Here is a 20,154-nt window from a genome sequence, read left to right as displayed (position 1 = left end):
AACTGCCGGGCAGTCTCCGTGCGCGGATCAATAAGGGCCGTGACCGGGCACAGCAAGCCGAAGACGTGGCCGGAACGGATGAGGCCCAGGTCGGGAACGTGTCCTGACCTGGGCCTTGATCGTGGAGCGGGTGACGGGAATCGAACCCGCACTGTCAGCTTGGGAAGCTGATGTTCTGCCATTGAACTACACCCGCGGGCGGCACCACTGTACCCGAGTCGCCGAGCCGGTGCACCCAGGCATCCCCGCGTGCCGACAGCGGGACGCGGCCAGCAAGAAGTTTCCTCACGGCAACATATGGCCGTTCTCAAATGCATCGATGGGTTGTAACGTCTGCCACACGTTCTCCGCCATGGCGTGACACACCCCCTGCCGCGCCGCCAGAAAGAGGTGGGCCCATGGGACTCCGTCCCAACCTGCTGACCCGGCGTGCCGCCGGTGTCGCGTCGACAACCCTCGCGCTGCTGCTCAGCACCGCCGCCGTAGGTGTCGTGCCGGCTGCTTCAGCCCTCTCGGCAGCGCCTGGTGGCGCCTGCGTGGAGCCGGCCGACAGCCACGCCAACGCCCGGATGAGGCCCGGCGGTGCGGCCAAGCACGACCCGAACGAACTGACCGCCGACCAGGTCCGCGACCGGGAAGCCGACCTCGCGGCGGCGTTGCGGGAGCGCGCCAACTTCCGCACGGGTGCCGGCGCGACGGCACTGGCCACCGTCACCATCCCGGTGGTGGTGCACGTGATCCAGGAGAACAGCACCCGGGCCGGCGGCAACATCCCGGACTCGCTGGTCACCGCCCAGATCAACGTGCTCAACCAGGCGTACGCCGGCGCGACCGGCGGCGCGGTCACCGCGTTCGCCTTCCGCCTCGACAAGATCAACCGGGTGACGAACCCATCGTGGTACCCGATCGTGCAGGGCTCGTCGGCGGAGCGGTCGATGAAGTCCTCGCTGCGGGTGGGCGGCAAGAACACGCTCAACATCTACCTCGGCGAACTGAGCAACAACCTGCTGGGCTGGGCGACCTTCCCGCAGCGGAACCTGAGCAGCATGGACGGCGTGGTCGCGCTGAACGAGTCGCTGCCGGGCGGCACCGCCACCAACTACAACCAGGGCGACACCGGCACCCACGAGGTGGGTCACTGGCTGAACCTCTACCACACCTTCCAGGGTGGCTGCGGTGGCTCGGGTGACAGCGTCAGCGACACCCCGGCCGAGGCGTCGCCGGCCTACCAGTGCCCGACCGGGCGCAACACCTGCTCGGCGGCCGGGCTGGACCCGATCACCAACTTCATGGACTACACCTACGACTCGTGCATGTATCAGTTCACCCCGGGACAGGCCAGCCGCATGCTGACCGCCTGGAACGCGTACCGCGCGGCCTAACTTCTCCGCGTACCACCGGTGCCGGCTCCGTCACGACGGAGCCGGCACCGGCGTCTTCGGGCGGTGGTCAGGCGGCCGTGCACTGGACGTCACGGCTGAGACGGGTCGGGCGTGCCTGGGGTACGCCGAGCGGCGCCGCAGCCGTCGGGGCGTGCGGGTCGAGCCAGACCCGAACGGCCGGACGGCTCGGCGGGAGACCAGGAATGCCCGTGATGTGGTGCTCGCGGCGGGTCAGCATCGCCACGTCGACGGTGAACTCGAAGAGCCGCCAGTCGACCTGCGGCTCCGCTCGGGCGGTCTGCGCCAGCCGGGCCACCCGCGCCGGATCGGTCACCGGCCAGGCGTGCCCCGCCACGTAAGCCTCGTCGTCGCTCTCCTCCGGTGGGAACGAGTGCAGCGCATAGCGGCCGTCCCGCTCCAGGTCACGGCGCTTCGGCGAGTCGATGATGAAGCAGAACAGACCCTCGTCGGTGATGACCGGGGAGACCGGATGGACCCGGGGACCGCCGTCGGCGCGGACCGTGGCCAGGTAGCCGAAGCCCGGCCCGTACTGCTGCAGGAGAACGCGGATCCCGTCGGCGAGTCGGGGCTCGTCGGCGGCGAAATCGGACCAGGAAGCCATGCCGGCATTCTATCGAACAAATGTACGAAGAGCGACCTCGACACGCTGGTCACCGCGTGCCTCGCTATGGTGGTCCGATGCTGCTCTCCGACCGCGACCTGGTCACCGAGATCAAGGCCGGCGCGCTGGGCCTGGACCCTTTCGAGCCCACTCTGGTCCAACCGTCCAGCATCGACGTACGACTCGACCGGCTGTTCCGGGTCTTCAACAACCACCTCTACACGCACATCGACCCGGCCATGCAGCAGGACGACCTGACCTCGGTGGTCGAGGTGCCCGACGGCGAGCCGTTCGTGCTGCACCCGGGCGAGTTCGTGCTCGCCTCGACGCTGGAGGTGATCTCGCTCGGCGACCAGCTGGCCGGCCGCCTGGAGGGCAAGTCCAGCCTGGGCCGGCTCGGCCTGCTCACCCACTCCACCGCCGGCTTCATCGACCCGGGCTTCTCCGGTCACGTGACGCTGGAGCTGTCCAACGTGGCGAACCTGCCGATCACCCTCTGGCCGGGCATGAAGATCGGGCAGCTCTGCATCTTCCGGCTCTCCTCGCCGGCCGACCACCCGTACGGCTCGGTGGTCTACGGCTCGCGTTACCAGGGTCAGCGGGGGCCGACGCCGAGCCGCTCCTGGCAGAACTGGCGGGCCTGGCCGACCCGCTGAGGGTCGGGTCAACGACGAGGGCCCGCCGCGACGGATCGCGACGGGCCCTCGACCAGCAGAGGTTCAGCCTGGGCGGCCGTAGCTGTGGATCGGGCCGTCGTCGACCTTCTTCATCTTGACGGGTTGACCGGCCTGGGACGCGTGCACCACCCAGCCGTTGCCGACGTACATGCCGACGTGGTGGATGTCGCTGTAGTAGAAGACCAGGTCACCGGGGCGCAGATCGGCGCGGCTGACGTCCTTGGTCACCCGGCTCTGCTGCGCGGCGTTGTGCGGCAGGGACACCCCGGCCTTGGCCCACGCGGCCAGCATCAGCCCGGAGCAGTCGTACGAGTTCGGGCCCTCGGCGCCCCACACGTAGGGTTTGCCGATCTGGGCGCAGGCGAACTTGACCGCCGTGCCCGCGCCGCCGCCGGGGTAGCTGGCCGGGCAGGGCGCCGGACGCAGCGGACCGCCGCCGCCGTTGCCGTACACCTTGAGGCGCAGCTTCTGTAGCCGGTCGATCTCCCCGTTGATCTGCTTCTTCTTCGCCGCCAACTGCGCCTCGGTCAGGGTCAGCTGGGCCACCATCTCGTCCAGCGGCGCCTTCTGCCGGGCCAGCTCGTCACGCAGGTCGGACACCTGCTGTACGTCCTGCTGCTGGTTGTGGGCGAACCGGTCGAGCATCTCCAGTTGGCCGACCATCTCGCTGGGTGACCGGCTGCCGAGCATGGCGTTGACGGTGGAGACGTTCTCGCCCATGTACGCGCGGACGGCCAGGGCGCTGACCTTGTCCATCGCGGCGTCGACCTGGCGCTCCAGCGGAGCGATCCGGGCGGCCAGGGCGTCGGCCTGCTTGCGCTTGGCGGCCAGGTCGGTGCGGGTGGCGTTGTGCCGTTCGATGATCGGTTCGAGCTTGTTCCAGTCGGCGTCGATCTGGCGTTCGATCTCGGCGACGGACGGGTCCGCGTGGGCCGCCGTGGCGCTGCCGGTCAGGACAACGGCGGCGCCGACCAGGGCGGCGAAGGCGGTGGTGAAGCGGGACCAGCGTGGACGCGGCACGGTCGGTGTCGGGTCGGCTGACGCCGACCGCCCGGACGACGGCCGCGGGGCATGAAGTGCCACCGGGGTTCCGTACTCCTTCTTCCTGACCGCCTACCGGGTTAGCTGACGGGTTCGGGCGGGAAGTCGGCGCCCTACCGCAGTGACTGCGGATTCACCCCGAGGAACCTGGGTCCCCGGCTCGCTCGGAAGCGACTCGGCGGTGTCGGTCCGTTACTGCCCGGGACGGGCAGACCTGCCACCGGGCCGACAAATGACCAGAGTAGAGACGGCCGTTACCAATCCGCAACCCGTGGGGCCGTGACACTCCGTACCGATCCGGAGGGGTCACGGACCGTGGGCGAAAGTTTCCTTCTGAGTGTGTCCATACGAGGAAAGGTATTGACGCCGACTCCCGGCCGGCGGGAGGGTGGCCTCACCCTTACCCACGCAATCTAGGGGGTTCGATGCGCCATCCAACCCTGTCGTCCGGCCGGCACGCACTGCTGGTCACCGCCGTGGTCGCCGCGACCGCACTACCGTTGCCCGCCGGTCCGGCCGCCGCCGCACCCACCGCCGACCGCCAGCAGCAGTACGCCGCCGCAGCCAGCGAGTACGGCGTACCGACCGCCGTGCTGCTCGGCGTCTCCTATCTGGAGTCCCGCTGGGACAGCAACGCCGGCACACCGAGCACCAGCGGCGGCTACGGCCCGATGCACCTGACCGACGCCCGGCACGTGACCGCCCTGCCCGGACGCGGCCACCACGACGCCGGCACCGAGGACCCGCGCGGCGACGACTCGCGTACCACGCTGGCACCCCGCCACACCGCAGACTCCGAGCCGCCCAGCGCGGCCCTGCAGACCGTGGACGCCGCCGCCGCGCTGACCGGCGCGGCCCCCGATTCGCTACGCACCGACGCCAACGTGAACATCCGCGGCGGGGCGGCGCTGCTGGCGGCGTACCAACGGGAGTTGGGCGCGCCGGTCGGCGCCGGCAGCGACCCGTCCGCCTGGTACGGCGCGGTGGCCCGTTACGCCGGCGCGGACAGCGCCGACGCCGCGGCGGCCTTCGCCGACGAGGTCTTCACCACCATCGGCGCGGGCGAGTCCCGGGTGACCGACGACGGTCAGCGGGTCACGCTGCCAGCCCGCACGGTACGGCCGGAGCGTTCCTGGCTGGACCGGCTGGGTCTGCGCAAGCTCGCCCGCCCGGATGGTCTGGAGTGCCCGCGCACCATCTCGTGTGAATGGATTCCCGCGCCGTACGAGGCGTTCGGCGACGGGGACTACGGCAACCACGACCTCTCCGACCGGCCCGCCCGGCAGAAGATCGAATACATCGTCATCCACGACACCGAGGCGAGTTGGGCGACCACCCTGAACCTCGTCCAGGACCCGACGTACGTGAGCTGGCACTACTCGCTGCGCTCGGTGGACGGGCACATCGCCCAGCACGTCAGGACCAAGGACGTCGCCTGGCACGCCGGCAACTGGTACGTCAACGCCAAGTCGATCGGGCTCGAACACGAGGGCTTCGCCGCGCAGGGCACCTGGTACACGGAGGCGATGTACCGGACATCCGCGAAGCTCGTCCGACACCTCGCGCTGCGGTTGGGCATCCCGCTGGACCGCCAGCACATCATCGGCCACGACAACGTGCCCGGCACCACCGCGTCGACCGTGCGCGGGATGCACTGGGACCCGGGACCGTACTGGGACTGGACGCACTACTTCGACCTGCTGCACGCGCCGCGCCTGGACACCGGCACCCCGGCGACCGGCCTGGTCCGGATCGACCCGGACTACGCCACCAACCAGCCGGCGTTCATTGGATGCGTCACCCCCGGCGTTCCGTGCCCGCCGCGCGGATCGTCGTCGGTGGTGCTGCGCACCGCACCGGCCGCGGACGCGCCACTGGTCAACGACATCGCGCTGCGCCCCGACGGCACCCCGAACACGATGGAGGTGTCGGACCACGGCGCCCGCGCCTCCGCCGGCCAGACGTACGCGCTGGCCGGGCGGCAGGGTGACTGGACGGCCATCTGGTACCTCGGGCAGCGGGCCTGGTTCCACAACCCGAAGACCGCACCGACCGCCACCTGGACCGTCGGCGTGGTGGTCACCCCGAAGCCCGGCCGCGCCACCATTCCGGTGTACGGGCGGGCGTACCCGGAGCAGGCCGCCTACCCGGCCGGTGTGCCCTACCAGGCGATCTCGCCGTTGCAGTACACCCTCGCCGCCGGGCAGCGGTACGCCGTCGGCGCGGTGCTGCCCGGTGAGTACTACCGGGCCAGCACGGTCGACGGCTCCTCGCCCGGCGACTGGACGGTAATCCGCGGCGAGAACAGGTACGTGCAGATCCAGTTCGGCCACCGCATCATGTACGTCAACCTGGCCGACGTGCAGGTGCTGCCATCCCCGGTGGGCGCGCCGCGCTGACCGGCGTACCGCTGAAAACCGCGACGGCCCCCGGTCGGTGACCGGGGGCCGTCGTCGTGCCTGGTGGGGATCAGCCGGGTCGGCGGAACCCGGCGACCGGCATGTGGTTGATGCTTGCCACCTGCACCGGTTTACCGGCGCGCGGGGCGTGCACCATCTGGTCGTTACCCAGATAGAGGCCGACATGGTGCAGGTCGCTGAAGAAGAACACCAGGTCACCGGGACGGGCGTCGGCCCGCGAGATGGCCTTGCCCTCGTTCCACTGGTTGCCGGTGTGGTGGGTGAGGCTGATCCCGGCCGACTTGTAGGCGTACTGGGTCAGGCCCGAGCAGTCGAACGAGTTCGGGCCGGTGGCACCCCAGACGTACGGCTTGCCGACCTGCTGACAGGCCGTCTTGATCGCCTTCTGGGCCGCCACGTTGACCACACCGTTGATGGTGGGGCAGCCCGTGGTCTTGACCGTGGTCTTGGGCAGCGACGCCTCGAGCTTCTTGATCTCGACGTCGATCTGCTTCTTCTTGGCCGCCAGGTCGTTCTGCTGCTTCGTCTGGGTGCCGATCAGCGCGTCGAGCTTCTCTTTCTCGGCGTCGTACTTGGCCCGGACGGCCAGCACGCCCTCGACCTCCTTGCGCTCACGCGCGGCGAGTCGGTCGAGGAGGGTGAGCTGCTCGGTGAGGGTGTCCGGCTTGGCGCTGACCAGCAGCGCGCCGATCTCCTGCGACGGGCCCGACATGTAGTAGCGGGACGCGAGGTCACCGACCCGGTTGAGCGCCAACTCACTCTGCAGGGCCAGCGGCTCGATCTTCTTCTGCAGGTCGGCCGACTTCTTGCGGTTGACCTTCAGGTCCGCCCGCACCTTGTTGTACTGCTCGATGGTGGGCTCCAACTGCTCCCACTTCTTGTCGATCTGCGCCTCGATCTCGTCGACCGTGGGCTCAGCCTGCGCCGGAACGGCGAGCATGCCGGCGCCGACGGCCGCGGCGGCGACCAGAACGAGCAGGCGGTGGGCGACCCGGCGTAGACCGCCCGGTCGAACGGACAGCCCCGGGGCGTGACGATGAGGGGGCACGGTTGCCACCGGCATCGACTCCTTTACAACCGACCGCCGGGCGCCTCGCGTGAGGGAAGGGCCGAGGCAGACGACCCACAGCGGTCGGTGCCCAACACTAGGGAAGCGCCGGACCGGAATCAAGGCGGACTGCGTCACCATCACTGTCGCGCAACTGCTTGCACACCAACGGTGTTGCTCCATTAGCCAACGATTGCGGTCAATACATCGTCAAGCGTGACCACGCCGAGCGGGCGCCGGCCGTCACTGACCAGCACCATGTGCCGCCGTTCGCGGCGCATGGCCAGCAGCAGATCGGCCAGCGTACGGTCCGGCGGCACCACCGCCAGCGGCCGGTGCACCTGGGCCGGCACCGGTGCCCGGCGACCCTGCCCGGCGTACCCGAGCACGTCCTTGACGTGCACGAAGCCCAGCACACGCCGGGTGGACCGCTGCACCACGGGGAACCGGGAACGGCCGGTCCGGGTCGCCAGCACCTCCAGCGACGCGGGCGAGACGTCCTCGGCAACCGTCACCACCGTCGACCACGGCTGCAACGCGTCCGCCGCGGTCCGGGAATGCAGGGCCAGGGCACCGGTGATGCGGGCGTGCTCGTCGGCGTCGAGCAGCCCCTCGGTACGCGCCTGCGACACCAGCACGGCCAACTCCTCGGCGGTGAACACCGTCTTCACCGTCTCGGTCGTCTCGATCCGCCAGAGCGCCAACACCCGGCGGGCAGCCCACTTCATCGCCAGCAGCAGCGGCTTGGTGGCCACACAGAACGCCAGCATCGCCGGGCCGAGCCACAGCGCGGAGACCTCCGGACCGGCCAGCGTGATGTTCTTCGGCACCATCTCGCCGACCACCGTGTGCAGGAAGATCACCACGCCCAGCGCCAGCACGAACGCCACCGGATGCACCGCTCGCTCGGGCAGGCCGACCGCGTGGAACGGCGACTCCAGCAGGTGCGCCAGCGCCGGCTCGGCTATCGCGCCGAGGCCCAGCGAGCAGACCGTGATGCCGAGCTGCGCGCCGGCGATCATCAGTGGGATCTGGTTCATCGCGGACAACGCCCAGCGGGCCCGCTTCGACCCGGCGGCCAACGGCTCGATGACCGTCCGCCGGGACGCGATCAGCGCGAACTCGCTGCCCACGAAGAACCCGTTGCCGAGCAGCAACAGCACGGTCACCAGCAGCTCAGTCATCGGTCGCCGGCTCCGCCGGGCGCAGCACCCGGACCTGCTCGATCCGGTGCCGCTCCACCTCCACCACGGTGAACTCCCAGCCGCCCTCATCGATCGTCTCGCCGGCCAGCGGGATGTGCCCGAGCCGGGCCAGCAGGAACCCGGCCAACGTCTCGTACGGGCCCTCAGGCAGCCGGAAGCCGGTCTGCTCGGCCAACTCGTCGGAGCGCAGCACCCCGTCGACCAGCACCGTGCGCTCCCCGCCCGGCACGGTCAGCTCCGCCGGGTCGCGGTCGTCCACGCTGGCCGGATCGAACTCGTCGGCAATCTCGCCGACCAACTCCTCGACGAGGTCCTCGATCGTCACCACACCGTCCGTGCCGCCGTACTCGTCGACCACGATGGCGAGATCGGCCCCGGCGGCCTTCAACGCCGCCAACACGCCGTCCAGGTTCAGGCTCTCCGGCACGAACACCGGCTCGCGGGCCACCGAGCCGACCATGGTCGACGCCCGGGCGGCAAGCGGCACGCCCAGCGCGTCCGGCACGCCCGCCACGCCGGTGACCAGGTCCAGAGTCTCCTCGTACACCGGGAACCGGGTCCGCCCCGTCTGCCGGGACGCCTCCAGCAGCTCGGCCACGGTGGCGGTGGCGCGCAACGCGACCACGTCGACCCTCGGGGTCATCGCCTCGGCCGCCCGCTTGTCTCCGAAGCGGATGGTGCGGCGCAGCAGCATCGCGGTGTCCGTGGGCAATGCACCGGCGCGGGCCGAGATGGCGGCCAGCAGGCCCAGCTCCTCCGGCGAACGGGCGCTCGCCAGCTCTTCCTGCGGCTCCACCCCGAGCGCCCGGACCAGCCGGTTCGCCGAGCCGTTCAGGCCACGGATCACCCACCCGAGCGTCCTGGAGAAGGCGTGCATCGGGCCGGCGGTGGCGAGCGCCGCCGGCATCGGACGGGCCAGCGCCGCGTTCTTGGGCACCAGCTCGCCGAAGAGCATGGAAATGAGCGTGGCCAGGGCCAGCGCCAGGAACGGGGTGAACCGTTCGGTGCTGTCACCCGCGACGGGACGCAGCAACGGAGTGAAGATCCGGGCCAGGGCCGGCTCGGCCAGATAGCCGGTCAGCAGCGCGGTGATGGTGATTCCGAGCTGCGCTCCGGACAGCTGGAAGGACAGCTCGCGCAGCGCCGTGCGGACCGTCCGGGCGGCCTCGTCACCGGCGGCAGCCCGCCGGTCGATCTCGGCCCGATCGACGGTGACCAGGGCGAACTCAGCCACCACGAAGAACGCGTTGCCGACGGTCAGCAGCACGAAACCGACAAGCGGCAGCAGCGCTAGAACCAGAAGTCCGTCGATGCGCGTGATTGTGACACGGGAGGGCCGGCAGCGGGTCCCCGCTAGCGTGGTGGCATGGACAGTCTGCTACTCACCGATGAACTGGTCCTGCTCGCGTACGACGACGACGGCGCCAACCGGCTCGGGCGCCCACACCTCGACTACGGCCTCGCCAGCGCGGTGTTGCTGGAACTGGCGCTCGCCGGCCGGGTGGAGGTGACGGACAAGCACCTCGTGGTGACCGATCCCGCCCCGACCGGGGTGCCGCTACTGGACGAGGCCCTGACCATGCTGGAGGCCGAACGGCCCCGCAAGCCGAAGAACTGGATCGGCAAGCTGGCCAAGGGCCTTCCGGAGCGGGTGCTCGACGGGCTGGTGGACGCCGGGGTGCTGCGCCGGGAGTCCGACCGGGTGCTGCTGATCTTCCCGCGTACCCGCTATCCCTCGCCGACCGGAGCCCAGCCGGCGGTGGAGACGGAAGCCCGGGAGCGGATGGCAGCGGCGCTGACCGGCAGCGGCCCGGTCGACGCGCGGACGGCGGCGCTGCTCACCCTGACCCGGGCGGTCGGTCTGGACCGCAAGCTCTTCCGCGAACTGCCGAAGGAGCGGGTGAAGGCCCGGATGAACGAGATCGCTGCGGGCGACTGGGCCTCGGCCGCGGCCAAGAAGGCCATCGACGAGATGCAGGCCGCGCTGATGGTCGCGACCACCGCGACCATCGTCACCACCACGGTCAGCTGAACGAGCGGCGGCGGCACCGCACGGGTGCCGCCGCCGTCGTGGTCCAGCTTCCGCCGGGGGTACGCCTCAGCCTGCGGTCGGCACGACCGCCGGCTCACCGGCCGGGGCCTCCGGCTTCACCGAGCGCAGCAGGACGGTCGCCACGTCGATCACCTCGACCTGCTCGCCGGCGCCCTTGCCGTTGACCCCGTCGCTGAGCATCGTCGAGCAGAACGGGCAACCGACGGCGACGGTCTTCGCCCCGGTGGCCATGGCCTCCTCGACCCGGTCCACGTTGATCCGCTTGCCGATCTTCTCCTCCATCCACATCCGGGCGCCGCCTGCGCCACAGCAGAAGGAGCGCTCGCTGTTTCGCGGCATCTCGGTGAGCTCACCCCGGATGGCGTCACCGAGAACCTCGCGGGGAGCCGCGAAGATGCGGTTGTGCCGGCCCAGGTAGCAGGGGTCGTGGTAGGTGACACCGCCGTCGACCGGCTGCACCGGGGTGAGCTTGCCGATGGACACCAGGTGGGCCAGCAGTTGGGTGTGGTGGACGACCTCGAACTCGCCGCCGAGCTGGCCGTACTCGTTGCCCAGGGTGTTGAAGCAGTGCGGGCAGGTCGCCACGATCTTGCGCTTGGTCTTCTCGCGGCCCTCGAACGCCTCGTTCAGCGTCTCCACGTTCTGCTGGGCGAGCATCTGGAAGACGAACTCGTTGCCGATCCGCCGCGCCGGGTCACCGGAGCAGGTCTCGCCCTCACCGAGGATCGCGAACTTCACGCCCGCCTCGTTGAGCAGGGTCGCCACCGCCCGGGTGGTCTTCTTGGCCCGGTCCTCGAAGGCACCGGCGCAGCCCACCCAGAACAGGTACTCGAAGTCGTCGACCTCGCCCACCCGCGGCACCTCGAAGTCGAGGCCCTTGGTCCAGTCCTCGCGGGTGTTCTGCGGGGCACCCCACGGGTTGCCCTTGTTCTCCAGGTTGCGCAGCATCACGCCGGCCTCCGAGGGGAAGCTCGACTCGATCAGCACCTGGTAGCGGCGCATGTCGACGATGTGGTCCACGTGCTCGATATCCACCGGGCACTGCTCGACACAGGCGCCGCAGGTGGTGCAGGACCAGAGCACGTCCGGGTCGATGACGCCGCCCTCCTCGGCGGTGCCGATCAACGGCTTGTCACCCTCGGCCAAGGACAGCACGTCCAGGTGGGCGAGCTGCGCCTGGGTGGCCTTCTCCTCGCCGGTGAGGTCCTTGCCACCGCCGGCCAGCAGGTAGGGCGCCTTGGCGTACGCGTGGTCGCGCAGGCTCAGCACGAGCAGCTTGGGCGACAGCGGCTTGCCGGTGTTCCAGGCCGGGCACTGCGACTGGCAGCGACCGCACTCGGTGCAGGTGCTGAAGTCCAGCAGACCCTTCCAGCTGAACTGCTCGACCTGGGCGACGCCGAACTGGTCCTTCTCCGGGTCGGCCTCCTCGAAGTCGAGCGGCTTGCCCTGGCTCGTCATCGGGCGCAGCGCGCCGAGACCGGAGCCCGCCGGCTTGGCCGGCTCACGCTTGAAGAAGATGTTGGGGAACGCCAGGAAGCGGTGCCAGGCGACACCCATAGTGACGTTCAGCGAGATGACGATCAGCCAGGTCATCGAAATCATGATCTTGATGGCGGCGGCGACACTCACGCCGTCCTGCCAGTCGGGGAGCACCGCGCCGACCGCGTGGCTGACCGGGGTCGCCCAGAACGGGAACTCGAAGTGGTCGGTGGCGACCTTGAAGCCCCGGATCACGAACCCGAAGACCAGGACCAGCAGCACGATCCACTCGACGAAGTAGCCCTGCCACATGCTGGAGCCGGTGAACCGGGACCGGCCGCCCGGCCGGCTCGGCCGGTTGCGGAGCCGGATCGCCATCAGCACCAGGATGCCGACCAGGCCCAGCACACCGATGATCTCGGTGACCAGGCCGAAGATCGTCCAGTGCCCGATGATCGGCAGGCCACCATCGGTGGTGACGACCTCGAAGTACGCCTCGAGCACGAGCAGCGACAGCACGATGAAGCCGACCATCACGAACCAGTGGGCCGCCCCCACCACACCCCACTTGAACATCCGGGTGTGGCCGGCGGTCTCCACCAGCATGGTCTTCGTGCGGGTGGCCTTGTCGTCGAACCGCTCCGGGGCGGGCTGCCCGAGTCGGATGACGGCCGTCATCTTCAGGACCGCACGCACCGCCAGCCACACCGCCACGGCGGTGATGCCGGCCGCGAGGATCGTGGTGACGATCTGGACGCTGCCCATCGAGTTGGCCTCCCCGGTGTGCTTGCTGTCGAGCAGTACAGCGACCGGGGCCGGGTCAGGACGAAGCCGGCATCGCGCCGCCGCCGCACCTGCGACCGGACCGGTCGATGACCTCGCTCCGCTCGGTCATACAGTGCAGCCTACGCGCAAGGTTACCCAGCGGTAACGTGAGTCATCTCGCAGTAGGCCACGCCGCCTGCGGACACCATAGGGTGCCCCGCCCGGTCGTGCCGGGCAGGGGCGCGTCGGGATGACCAAATCCTCTGCGACGCGGTGGGCGCCGCGCCGGCTCAGCGCCAGCGGGAGAGCAGCGCCAACGACCCGACCATCGCGCCGAAGCCGACGGCGAGGTTCCAGTACTGCCACGAGGCGACCGGGTACTGCTGCTCGGAGAGGTAGTAGACCACCAGCCAGCCGATGCCCACGACGATCAGAGCGACCGCGGTGACCGGCAACCACACCGGGCTAGGCTTGCGCGTCGACGCCGCCGTCGTCGGACGGACATCCGTCGGCGGGGTGTACACCTTCTTCTTGCGGACCTGGGACTTGGGCACGACGCTCTCCAGAGGGGGTGACGACCTCGGCCGGCCTGACAACCGGGCGCGGAAGCGACGGTCATGGCCAATAATGTTCGACAGCTAGCGTAGTCCCGATCGGCCGCCTGGACCACGAATGGGGTCAGGCCGGTGCGCGGAGTGACCGAAAAAGGCGGGACTGTTCGCATCACCCGGCCCAACCGGGGCGGACCGGCCCCCGACACGCGGAAGGAACGCTCGGTGGAGTACACATCCGGCGCGGCCTCCTGGCAGAAGGTCCTCCGACGGGCCGTCGCCGGACTGCTGCCCCGGCGACCACGGCAACGTCGACCCGGCTGGTCGATCGGCGTGCCCCTGATCGCCGCCGCAGCGGGGCTGCTCTTCACCACCACCGCGACCACGGCCGGCGGCACCGCACTGCGAGAAGACCGGCGGCCCCAGCTCAACCAGCTCATCGAGGAGCGCCGGGAGCAGGTCGCGGCGAGCGAACGCCGGGCAGCCACGCTGCGCAACGAGATCGAAGATCGCACCGACACCCTGGCCGACTCGGACGCCCCGATCCAGGCCCAGCAGACCCGTGCCCAGCGCAGCCTCCAGTCGGCCGGGTTCACGGCGCTCACCGGCACCGGTGTCACGGTCGAGTTGAACGACGCGCCCCAGCACAACGACGTGGCTCACTCCGACGCCAGCAACGACGACCTGGTCGTGCACCAGGGCGACGTCCAGGCGGTGGTCAACGCACTCTGGGCCGGAGGGGCGGAGGCCATGTCAATCATGAACGTCCGCGTGCTCGCGACCAGCGCGGTACGCTGCGTCGGTAACACCCTGCTGCTACATGGGCGGGTGTACTCCCCACCGTTCAAGATCGTAGCGATCGGCGATCCCGCTGCCCTCCAGCAGGCCCTCGCCAGCTCTGAGGGAGTCCGGTTGTTCAAGGGCGCTGTCGACGACTACCAGCTCGGCTACAAGGAGTCCGTCTCCACCGTGACGGTCCCGGCCTTCGAGGACTCGACCGCCCTGCGCTCGGCGACGGTGCCCAGGTGAGCGGCCCGGACGAGCGGCGCGACGGGCGACACCGGGACCAGGCCGACGAACCGACCGACATCCTACCCAGGGTCAACCGGCCGGAGCCGACTCCCGGCCGGCCCGAGCCGACCCCTGGCCGCCCGGAGCCGACTCCCGGCCGGCCGGCCCCCGCCGGCAACTGGCCTGAGCCGGTGCTGCCCACCCGGCCCGGCCCGGCCCGCCCGCCGACCGCTCCCGAGCCGCCGCGCGCCACCGGTGCACCCTGGGATGACCGCGCCTCCCAGCCGCGCCCTGGCCGGACCGACCACACTCCCCGGACCGACCACACTCCCCGGACCGACTACCCTCCCCGGACCGATCACTCGGCCCCGCCGAGCGCTGGCCGACCCGACCCGTCGCGCGCCTCGGGCCACCCCGGCCCCGCCGCGCCGCCGCCCTGGCCCGGTGCCGCAGCGGCCAACGCCGCAGCGACCGGCCCCGGCCCGCACGTCGGGTCCGGCCGTCCCCCCACCGGCCCCGGCCGACCGACCGCCTCCCCCGATCAGGGGCCGGTCCGGCCGGCCGTCCCCGGCAACGTCCCCGTCCGCCCGCCAGCGCCCGGCACCGCGAGCACCCGCCCGCCTGCCCCCAGCGGCCCGCCCGGCGTACCGACCGGGCCGGGCACCGCGCCGGGCCGTCCCGGTGGCGCTCCGACCTGGTCGGGTACGCCCGGCGGCGCTCCGACGCGGCCGGCAGGGTCCGGTCCCTCGACGCCGCCGACTTCCTACCCCCCGGCCCGGCCGACGGCATCCGCCGGTCCCTCGAACCCGCCTGGCGCCTCGAACCCACCTGACGTGAACCCGAACCCGTCCGGCGCCTCGAACCCGTCCGGGGGCGACGCGCCGACCGCGTTCCTCCCGCAGGTCGGTCCGCGCTCCACCCGCCCGACCGGTTCTCCGGGCGGCGCGCCGGTCTCCCCGGCCGGGCCCAGCCGCGGTTCGGAGCGCGGCCCGGAGCGCGCAGCAGACCCGGGCGCCACCGCACTCATCCCCGCCGTGCCCTCCGGGCCCGCGCCCCGGCCCCCGGTGATGGACTCCACGGCCCTGATGGGCGCCGTCCCCCGCACCCCGACCACCGACGATCCGGCCGGTGCGGACGAGAGCGCCGCCGAACCTCCCCGCCCCCGGCGCGGCGAACGGGTGGTCCAACTCCGGCCGCACCAGACCGGCGAGGGCTACAAGAGCGTCTACTCGGAACTCACCCGCCCGTCACTCGGCTCCCGGATCCGTAGCGGCATCCGGATCACCGGCGAGGTCCTGATCACCTTCGGCCTCGTGGTGCTGCTCTTCGCCGGCTACGAGATCTGGGGCAAGTCGGCAATCGTCGACGCCCATCAGAACGACCTCAGCAACGAACTCGCCCAGGCGTGGGGCCCGACCGACGACCCGACGGTGGCGCCATCGGCCGTCCCGAGCGTCAAGCCGTCACCGCCGGTGCGCGGCAAGCCGATCGCGGGCCTCTACATCCCCAAGCTCGACAAGAACTGGGTGGTCGTCGAGGGCGTCACCCAGGCCGACATCCGGTATGCCCCTGGCCACTACCCGGCCAGCGCGCTGCCCGGTCAGGTCGGCAACTTCTCCGTCGCCGGCCACCGCAACCGGGCCACCTTCTGGCGGCTCGACGAACTCGACGACGGTGACGCGATCGTGGTCGAGGGCAAGACCGAGTGGTACGTCTACAAGGTGTCGCAGTCCCGGATCGTCAAGCCGACGCAGGTCGAGGTGGTGGCGCCGGTCCCCGGCCAGCCGGACAAGAAGCCGACCAAGCGGATGCTGACCCTCACCACCTGCAACCCGAAGTTCGACAACTACCAGCGCCTGATCATCCACGCCGAGCTGGACCGGACCCAACCCAAGACGGCGGGCCGCCCGGCAGAGCTGGGAGGCTGACCCGATGTACGCGTTCATCTGGCGCAAGCTGCCCTTCGGGCTGGTCGGCAAGCTGACCGGTTCGGTGCTGCTCGCCGCCGCCGCGGTGGCCCTGCTCTGGTTCGTGGCCTTCCCCTGGGCCGAGCCGCTGCTGCCCTTCGACGACGTGCAGGTCGAGTCCGGCGTCCCCGCGGAGACGGGCGGCGGTGACGCGGTGACCGGGGAGACCCCGGCCGGTGACGAGCACGAGTTGCCGTACGACACCGACCAGAACAACCCCGCACCGTCCTCCCCGAGCAGGTGACCATGCGCGTCCTGGTGATCGACAACTACGACTCGTTCGTGTTCAACCTCGTGCAGTACCTCGGCCAGCTCGGCGTGGACTGCGAGGTCCGCCGCAACGACGAGATCGACGTCGCCGAGGTGGGCAGGGTCGGCGCGGCCGGCATCCTGCTCTCACCCGGGCCGGGCAGCCCGGACCGCGCCGGCATCTGCCTGGACGTCATCCGGGAGTACGCGGGCAAGCTACCGATCTTCGGCGTCTGCCTCGGTCACCAGGCGATCGGTGAGGCGTTCGGGGCGACGGTGACGCGGGCTCCCGAGCTGCTGCACGGCAAGACCTCCGAGGTGCGGCACCACTCGGTCGGCGTACTCGCTGGTCTGCCCGACCCGTTCACCGCCACCCGGTACCACTCGCTGGCGGTGCTGCCCGAGACGCTCCCCGACGAGCTGGAGGTCACCGGCTGGACCGAGTCCGGCGTGGTGATGGCGATGCGGCACCGGACGTTGCCGATCGAGGGCGTGCAGTTCCACCCGGAGTCGGTGCTCACCGAGGGCGGCCACCTGATGCTCGCCAACTGGCTGGCCGGCTGCGGTCACCCGGAGGCCCTGGATCGGGCACCGGCGCTGGCAGCCGAGGTCGACACCCGCCGCCGGGCAGCGTTCGCCACCACCTGATCTGGCGCGTCCTGGCGGCTCAGGACTCCTTACCACCTCTGCGACGGGTACCCGTACCGAGCAGCGTGACAGTGAGGACCGTCAGCGAGACGACGCCGAGGGCTTGGCCGAGCCGATCGATACGTTTCGCGTTGCACGTCCGGTACGCCCTTTCCCAGTAGTTCCCGTCCGATGGGCCCACCCAGAGGTCCAGATCCAGGCTCAACGCGTTCCCGCAGGCCTTCTGTTCGTGATCTCCCGGCCCGAGGATATAGATCGGAAATGCCAGCAGGAGCACGACCAGGGCGGTCCCGACCCATGCGACTCGGGTAGCCGTCACCCAGGTGCGAAGCCTCGAACTGCCCCGCTCGATCTCGACGCTCATCGGGCAGATGATAGGGCGATGGGCACCGCTGTACAAACACGGTGAATTCCACCGTGGAGCGGCGGAAGTCCGCGACGAACGCCACCCCGAGGCTCCCGGGGCACTCATCCGCCCTGGGACGCCCATCGCCGACACGACCCGCCGCGTCAGCCACGATCAACCCAGATGCCCGTCAAGCCCGACGCACCACCACCCGGACGTGATCCCAATCATATCGAACACGCTCTTCAACCCTGTGGCCTCGCACACCTCCCGCGACCGGAGCACCTACAAGTTTGATCAGCTCACGTGAATGTGAATTATGTCCGATCTGCCGCCCCCCACCGTAGTGGATCGTGCACTAACATTCCCTTAGCGCGCCGAAGATAATTCGCTTTCGGGCAACCCTTGCGTGGTGCATTGAGGTGCCATTTTGCGGATCAACAGGCCGGCACCGCCTGCGGATCTGCAACTAATGACCTACGCGTGCGACTGGTTCCGTCGCGTTCCCTGCCCCTACCAACTCGATTCATCGGGTGAAACGAGGAGCAATGCCGATTACCATCCACAGTCGTGCCACCTGGGCCCCCTACGTACCTGCGGAAAAGCGCGACCACGCCATCTTTGGGCCCATACCGAGCAGCAACCCTCAATGGAACCCGGTCGGCGGGGTGTTCATCCACTATCGCGGAGGCGGTGGCGATGAGAACGACTACCCGACGGAGGAAGACTGCCGCCGCGACGTGGCCGAGGTATACGACAATCACACCAGCAACGACGAGTTCGAGGGAGACATCGGCTACAACTTCCTCATCTGCAAACACGGCAACATCTACGAGGGCCGGGGTTACGAGCGAGGCGAGGCAAACGCTCCGGGATATATCAACGGACTGGGGCGCAACGCGGGGTTCTACTCGATCTGCGCCCTAATGCGATTGAACCACACCGCAAGCGAGCCCATGCTGCAGGCGTACCGGGCGCTCATCAAGCATCTTCGCGAGGAGGCTCCCAGAAGGACCGGCCTCCAGATCTATCCGCACTCGCACGAATACGACACCCAGTGCCCGGGCCACCTCCACATGTACGCCAAGCCGGGATCCACCATCGACCCGGCGGCACCGTGGATCGGCGCCGGCGACGTTCACGTGTACGCGGCCCAGAAGTGGGTCAACGCCACGTACGCGAACGCTCCGGGATACATCAGGTGCCCCGAGAACGGGAAGACCGGATGGTCCACGGTGCTCTCCCTGACCCAAGCGCTCCAACACGAGCTCGGCATTTCCCCAACGGTCCAGAGCTTCGGACCCGGCACGTTCGACGCTGTCCGGCTGCGCAACAAGATGCCGAGCGAAGAGTTGGGCCGGCCGAATCTTGTTCGCATCTACAACAGCGCTCTGTTCTGCAAGGGCTACTGGGCATCCACGCTCTACGACGTCTGGGGGCCCGCCTCACAGACATCCCTTGAGCAGCTCTACAGGGACGCCGGACTGACATACGCCCAGACTGGTATGTGGCCGCACATCGTCAAGGCGTTGATGCGGATGGACCAGTTCCGGCTTGTGCCGGGTGGTGACATCAATATCCAGAACGTCCAGAAGAGGCTCAACTCGCGCTACGTCGCGGGAATCCGCATCCCAGCGATGGGCCTAGTCCCCTGCGACGGCATTTACTCCCGGGATGTCCAGCAGGGCTTCATGATGGCGGTCCAGTACGAGATTGGCATCGCGCTCAACTCCATCAACGGATACTTCGGTCCCGGCACCCAGTCCGGCCTCAGAGGAAGGGGCTCGGGGACGCTCACCGGCGACCTCAGGTATCTGTTCCGGTCGGCATGCTACTTCAATTCGCCGACAATGCTTCCGGGAAACCCCCAGGTGCCGTTGATGTACCGCCCGGAGGACATCGGCACCGACACGCTGACCAGCACCCACCTTAATTGGGTGCAGGCATTCCAGCGCTTCTCGCAAATTCCCGTAACAGGGCACAACGACTACACGACGTGGGCGCAACTACTCGTCTCCAGCGGTGACACGGATCGACCCGCCACCGGCTGCGACTGCATCACCGAGATCACCGCCGCCCGCGCAGCCGCACTGAAGTCGGCCGGTTACCGGATCGTCGGGCGTTACCTCGACGAGCATCTGCCGCCGACGGACCCGTACTACCTCGGCAAAGCGCTGAAGCCCGGCGAGCCCCAGACAATCATCGACGCTGGGCTGCGGTTCTTCCCGATCTTTCAGTACAACGGGAGAGAGCTGTTCAACTTCACATACGAGAAGGGGTTCGACCAGGCTTGGGCCGCCTATCAGAAGTCGCTCGAACACAGGATCCCGGCCGGCACCTGCATCTACTTCGCAGTCGACTACGACGCGATGGACTCGGAGATCGACAGCAACATCAAACCGTACTTCGAGGGCGTCAAGGCGCTGCTCTCCAATCACGGTAACCCATACACCTTCGGTGTCTACGGGTCCCGCAACGTGTGCAGTCGCATCTCGCACGAGGTCGGCGCCCGCTGGTCCCTGGTCTCCGGCATGTCCTGGGGCTTCTCCGGCAACCTGGGTTACCCCTTGCCAGCGAACTGGTCTTTCAACCAGATCAAGGAGTACATGTTCCAGTCGAACTGGGGACTGGACCACAACGTTTGGCGCGATGGAAGTGACCCCGGCGTATCCGCCCTCAGCGACTAGTTA

General features: G+C 69.5%; 16 protein-coding genes, 1 tRNA gene, 1 pseudogene and 1 riboswitch. Of the genes and pseudogenes, 9 read left to right on the top strand and 9 right to left on the bottom strand.

Annotated elements, in window-relative coordinates:
* Positions 1-122 precede the first annotated feature (122 nt).
* Positions 123-196 (bottom strand) — tRNA-Gly (locus ABZ808_RS10185).
* A 202-nt stretch (positions 197-398) separates the two neighbouring features.
* Between ABZ808_RS10185 and ABZ808_RS10180 the strand changes: the two genes are divergently transcribed.
* Positions 399-1,382, top strand: coding sequence for a zinc metalloprotease (locus tag ABZ808_RS10180; protein ID WP_357003374.1), 984 nt, complete (start codon positions 399-401; stop codon positions 1,380-1,382).
* 67 nt (positions 1,383-1,449) lie between these two features.
* Here ABZ808_RS10180 and ABZ808_RS10175 read toward each other — a convergent pair whose 3' ends face one another.
* Positions 1,450-2,004, bottom strand: a complete 555-nt coding sequence (locus ABZ808_RS10175; RefSeq protein WP_357003372.1) for a pyridoxamine 5'-phosphate oxidase family protein — start codon at positions 2,002-2,004, stop codon at positions 1,450-1,452.
* 77 nt (positions 2,005-2,081) lie between these two features.
* Between ABZ808_RS10175 and dcd the strand changes: the two genes are divergently transcribed.
* A complete protein-coding gene (gene dcd, locus ABZ808_RS10170) occupies positions 2,082-2,660 on the top strand; it encodes a dCTP deaminase (RefSeq protein ID WP_357003370.1) in 579 nt (192 codons plus the stop codon).
* Positions 2,661-2,723: 63 nt separating this feature from the next.
* Here the strand turns inward: dcd and ABZ808_RS10165 are convergent, their stop codons facing one another.
* Entirely contained in the window at positions 2,724-3,701 is a 978-nt protein-coding gene (locus ABZ808_RS10165) for an NlpC/P60 family protein (RefSeq protein ID WP_357003368.1), read from the bottom strand.
* Between the two features lie 76 nt (positions 3,702-3,777).
* Positions 3,778-3,913: riboswitch (cyclic di-AMP (ydaO/yuaA leader) on the bottom strand.
* A 234-nt stretch (positions 3,914-4,147) separates the two neighbouring features.
* On the opposite strand from ABZ808_RS10165, the gene ABZ808_RS10160 reads away from it, so the two are divergent.
* Positions 4,148-6,121 carry an N-acetylmuramoyl-L-alanine amidase gene (locus tag ABZ808_RS10160; RefSeq protein ID WP_357003366.1) on the top strand — a complete coding sequence of 658 codons (1,974 nt, stop codon included), beginning with the start codon at positions 4,148-4,150 and terminating at the stop codon, positions 6,119-6,121.
* Between the two features lie 70 nt (positions 6,122-6,191).
* On the opposite strand, the gene ABZ808_RS10155 is transcribed toward ABZ808_RS10160, so the two are convergent.
* The 3 genes from ABZ808_RS10155 to ABZ808_RS10145 all read right to left on the bottom strand — a co-directional run bounded on the left by ABZ808_RS10155 (position 6,192) and on the right by ABZ808_RS10145 (position 9,680).
* Positions 6,192-7,205, bottom strand: a complete 1,014-nt coding sequence (locus tag ABZ808_RS10155; protein WP_357003364.1) for an NlpC/P60 family protein — start codon at positions 7,203-7,205, stop codon at positions 6,192-6,194.
* A 167-nt stretch (positions 7,206-7,372) separates the two neighbouring features.
* Positions 7,373-8,374, bottom strand: coding sequence for a hemolysin family protein (locus ABZ808_RS10150; RefSeq protein ID WP_357003362.1), 1,002 nt, complete (start codon positions 8,372-8,374; stop codon positions 7,373-7,375).
* Complete coding sequence (locus tag ABZ808_RS10145; protein WP_357004798.1) at positions 8,367-9,680, bottom strand: hemolysin family protein; 1,314 nt, start codon at positions 9,678-9,680, stop codon at positions 8,367-8,369. The genes ABZ808_RS10150 and ABZ808_RS10145 overlap by 8 nt, the downstream gene beginning before the upstream one ends.
* 81 nt (positions 9,681-9,761) lie before the next feature.
* Between ABZ808_RS10145 and ABZ808_RS10140 the strand changes: the two genes are divergently transcribed.
* Complete coding sequence (locus ABZ808_RS10140; protein ID WP_357003360.1) at positions 9,762-10,427, top strand: GPP34 family phosphoprotein; 666 nt, start codon at positions 9,762-9,764, stop codon at positions 10,425-10,427.
* Between the two features lie 66 nt (positions 10,428-10,493).
* Here the strand turns inward: ABZ808_RS10140 and ABZ808_RS10135 are convergent, their stop codons facing one another.
* Positions 10,494-12,692: a (Fe-S)-binding protein gene (locus ABZ808_RS10135; RefSeq protein WP_357003358.1), complete on the bottom strand. Its 2,199-nt coding sequence runs from the start codon at positions 12,690-12,692 to the stop codon at positions 10,494-10,496.
* Positions 12,693-12,982: 290 nt separating this feature from the next.
* Complete coding sequence (locus tag ABZ808_RS10130) at positions 12,983-13,246, bottom strand: cell division protein CrgA (protein ID WP_357003356.1); 264 nt, start codon at positions 13,244-13,246, stop codon at positions 12,983-12,985.
* Positions 13,247-13,468: 222 nt separating this feature from the next.
* On the opposite strand from ABZ808_RS10130, the gene ABZ808_RS10125 reads away from it, so the two are divergent.
* The 4 genes and pseudogenes from ABZ808_RS10125 to ABZ808_RS10110 all read left to right on the top strand — a co-directional run bounded on the left by ABZ808_RS10125 (position 13,469) and on the right by ABZ808_RS10110 (position 17,118).
* Positions 13,469-14,272 (top strand): DUF881 domain-containing protein, encoded by an 804-nt coding sequence (locus ABZ808_RS10125; RefSeq protein ID WP_357003354.1) that lies wholly within the window; start codon positions 13,469-13,471, stop codon positions 14,270-14,272.
* A gap of 986 nt (positions 14,273-15,258) precedes the next feature.
* Positions 15,259-16,182, top strand: a pseudogene (locus ABZ808_RS10120) (class E sortase); the annotation flags it as partial.
* Between the two features lie 4 nt (positions 16,183-16,186).
* On the top strand, positions 16,187-16,465 hold the full coding sequence (locus ABZ808_RS10115) for a hypothetical protein (protein WP_357003352.1): 279 nt from the start codon (positions 16,187-16,189) through the stop codon (positions 16,463-16,465).
* Between the two features lie 2 nt (positions 16,466-16,467).
* On the top strand, positions 16,468-17,118 hold the full coding sequence (locus ABZ808_RS10110) for an aminodeoxychorismate/anthranilate synthase component II (RefSeq protein WP_357003350.1): 651 nt from the start codon (positions 16,468-16,470) through the stop codon (positions 17,116-17,118).
* Positions 17,119-17,137: 19 nt separating this feature from the next.
* Here ABZ808_RS10110 and ABZ808_RS10105 read toward each other — a convergent pair whose 3' ends face one another.
* Complete coding sequence (locus tag ABZ808_RS10105; RefSeq protein ID WP_357003348.1) at positions 17,138-17,482, bottom strand: hypothetical protein; 345 nt, start codon at positions 17,480-17,482, stop codon at positions 17,138-17,140.
* A 530-nt stretch (positions 17,483-18,012) separates the two neighbouring features.
* On the opposite strand from ABZ808_RS10105, the gene ABZ808_RS10100 reads away from it, so the two are divergent.
* Positions 18,013-20,151, top strand: a complete 2,139-nt coding sequence (locus tag ABZ808_RS10100; RefSeq protein WP_357003346.1) for a glycoside hydrolase domain-containing protein — start codon at positions 18,013-18,015, stop codon at positions 20,149-20,151.
* The last annotated feature ends 3 nt before the right edge of the window (positions 20,152-20,154 follow it).

Origin of the sequence: Micromonospora sp. NPDC047527, from assembly GCF_040643015.1 — a bacterium.
Classification (GTDB): Bacteria; Actinomycetota; Actinomycetes; order Mycobacteriales; family Micromonosporaceae; genus Micromonospora.
The sequence above is the reverse complement of the archived record's forward strand: the minus strand, read 5'-3'. Positions and strand labels throughout refer to the sequence as shown.

Bases quoted from the DNA above. Each gene is read 5' to 3' on its own strand.
- ABZ808_RS10160 (WP_357003366.1), top strand. From the start codon at position 4,148: ATGCGCCATCCAACCCTGTCGTCCGGCCGGCACGCACTGCTGGTCACC.
- ABZ808_RS10110 (WP_357003350.1), top strand. From the start codon at position 16,468: ATGCGCGTCCTGGTGATCGACAACTACGACTCGTTCGTGTTCAACCTC.
- ABZ808_RS10175 (WP_357003372.1), bottom strand. From the start codon at position 2,004: ATGGCTTCCTGGTCCGATTTCGCCGCCGACGAGCCCCGACTCGCCGAC.
- ABZ808_RS10140 (WP_357003360.1), top strand. From the start codon at position 9,762: ATGGACAGTCTGCTACTCACCGATGAACTGGTCCTGCTCGCGTACGAC.
- dcd (WP_357003370.1), top strand. From the start codon at position 2,082: ATGCTGCTCTCCGACCGCGACCTGGTCACCGAGATCAAGGCCGGCGCG.
- ABZ808_RS10105 (WP_357003348.1), bottom strand. From the start codon at position 17,482: ATGAGCGTCGAGATCGAGCGGGGCAGTTCGAGGCTTCGCACCTGGGTG.
- ABZ808_RS10100 (WP_357003346.1), top strand. From the start codon at position 18,013: ATGCCGATTACCATCCACAGTCGTGCCACCTGGGCCCCCTACGTACCT.
- ABZ808_RS10180 (WP_357003374.1), top strand. From the start codon at position 399: ATGGGACTCCGTCCCAACCTGCTGACCCGGCGTGCCGCCGGTGTCGCG.
- ABZ808_RS10115 (WP_357003352.1), top strand. From the start codon at position 16,187: ATGTACGCGTTCATCTGGCGCAAGCTGCCCTTCGGGCTGGTCGGCAAG.
- ABZ808_RS10135 (WP_357003358.1), bottom strand. From the start codon at position 12,692: ATGGGCAGCGTCCAGATCGTCACCACGATCCTCGCGGCCGGCATCACC.
- ABZ808_RS10155 (WP_357003364.1), bottom strand. From the start codon at position 7,205: ATGCCGGTGGCAACCGTGCCCCCTCATCGTCACGCCCCGGGGCTGTCC.
- ABZ808_RS10150 (WP_357003362.1), bottom strand. From the start codon at position 8,374: ATGACTGAGCTGCTGGTGACCGTGCTGTTGCTGCTCGGCAACGGGTTC.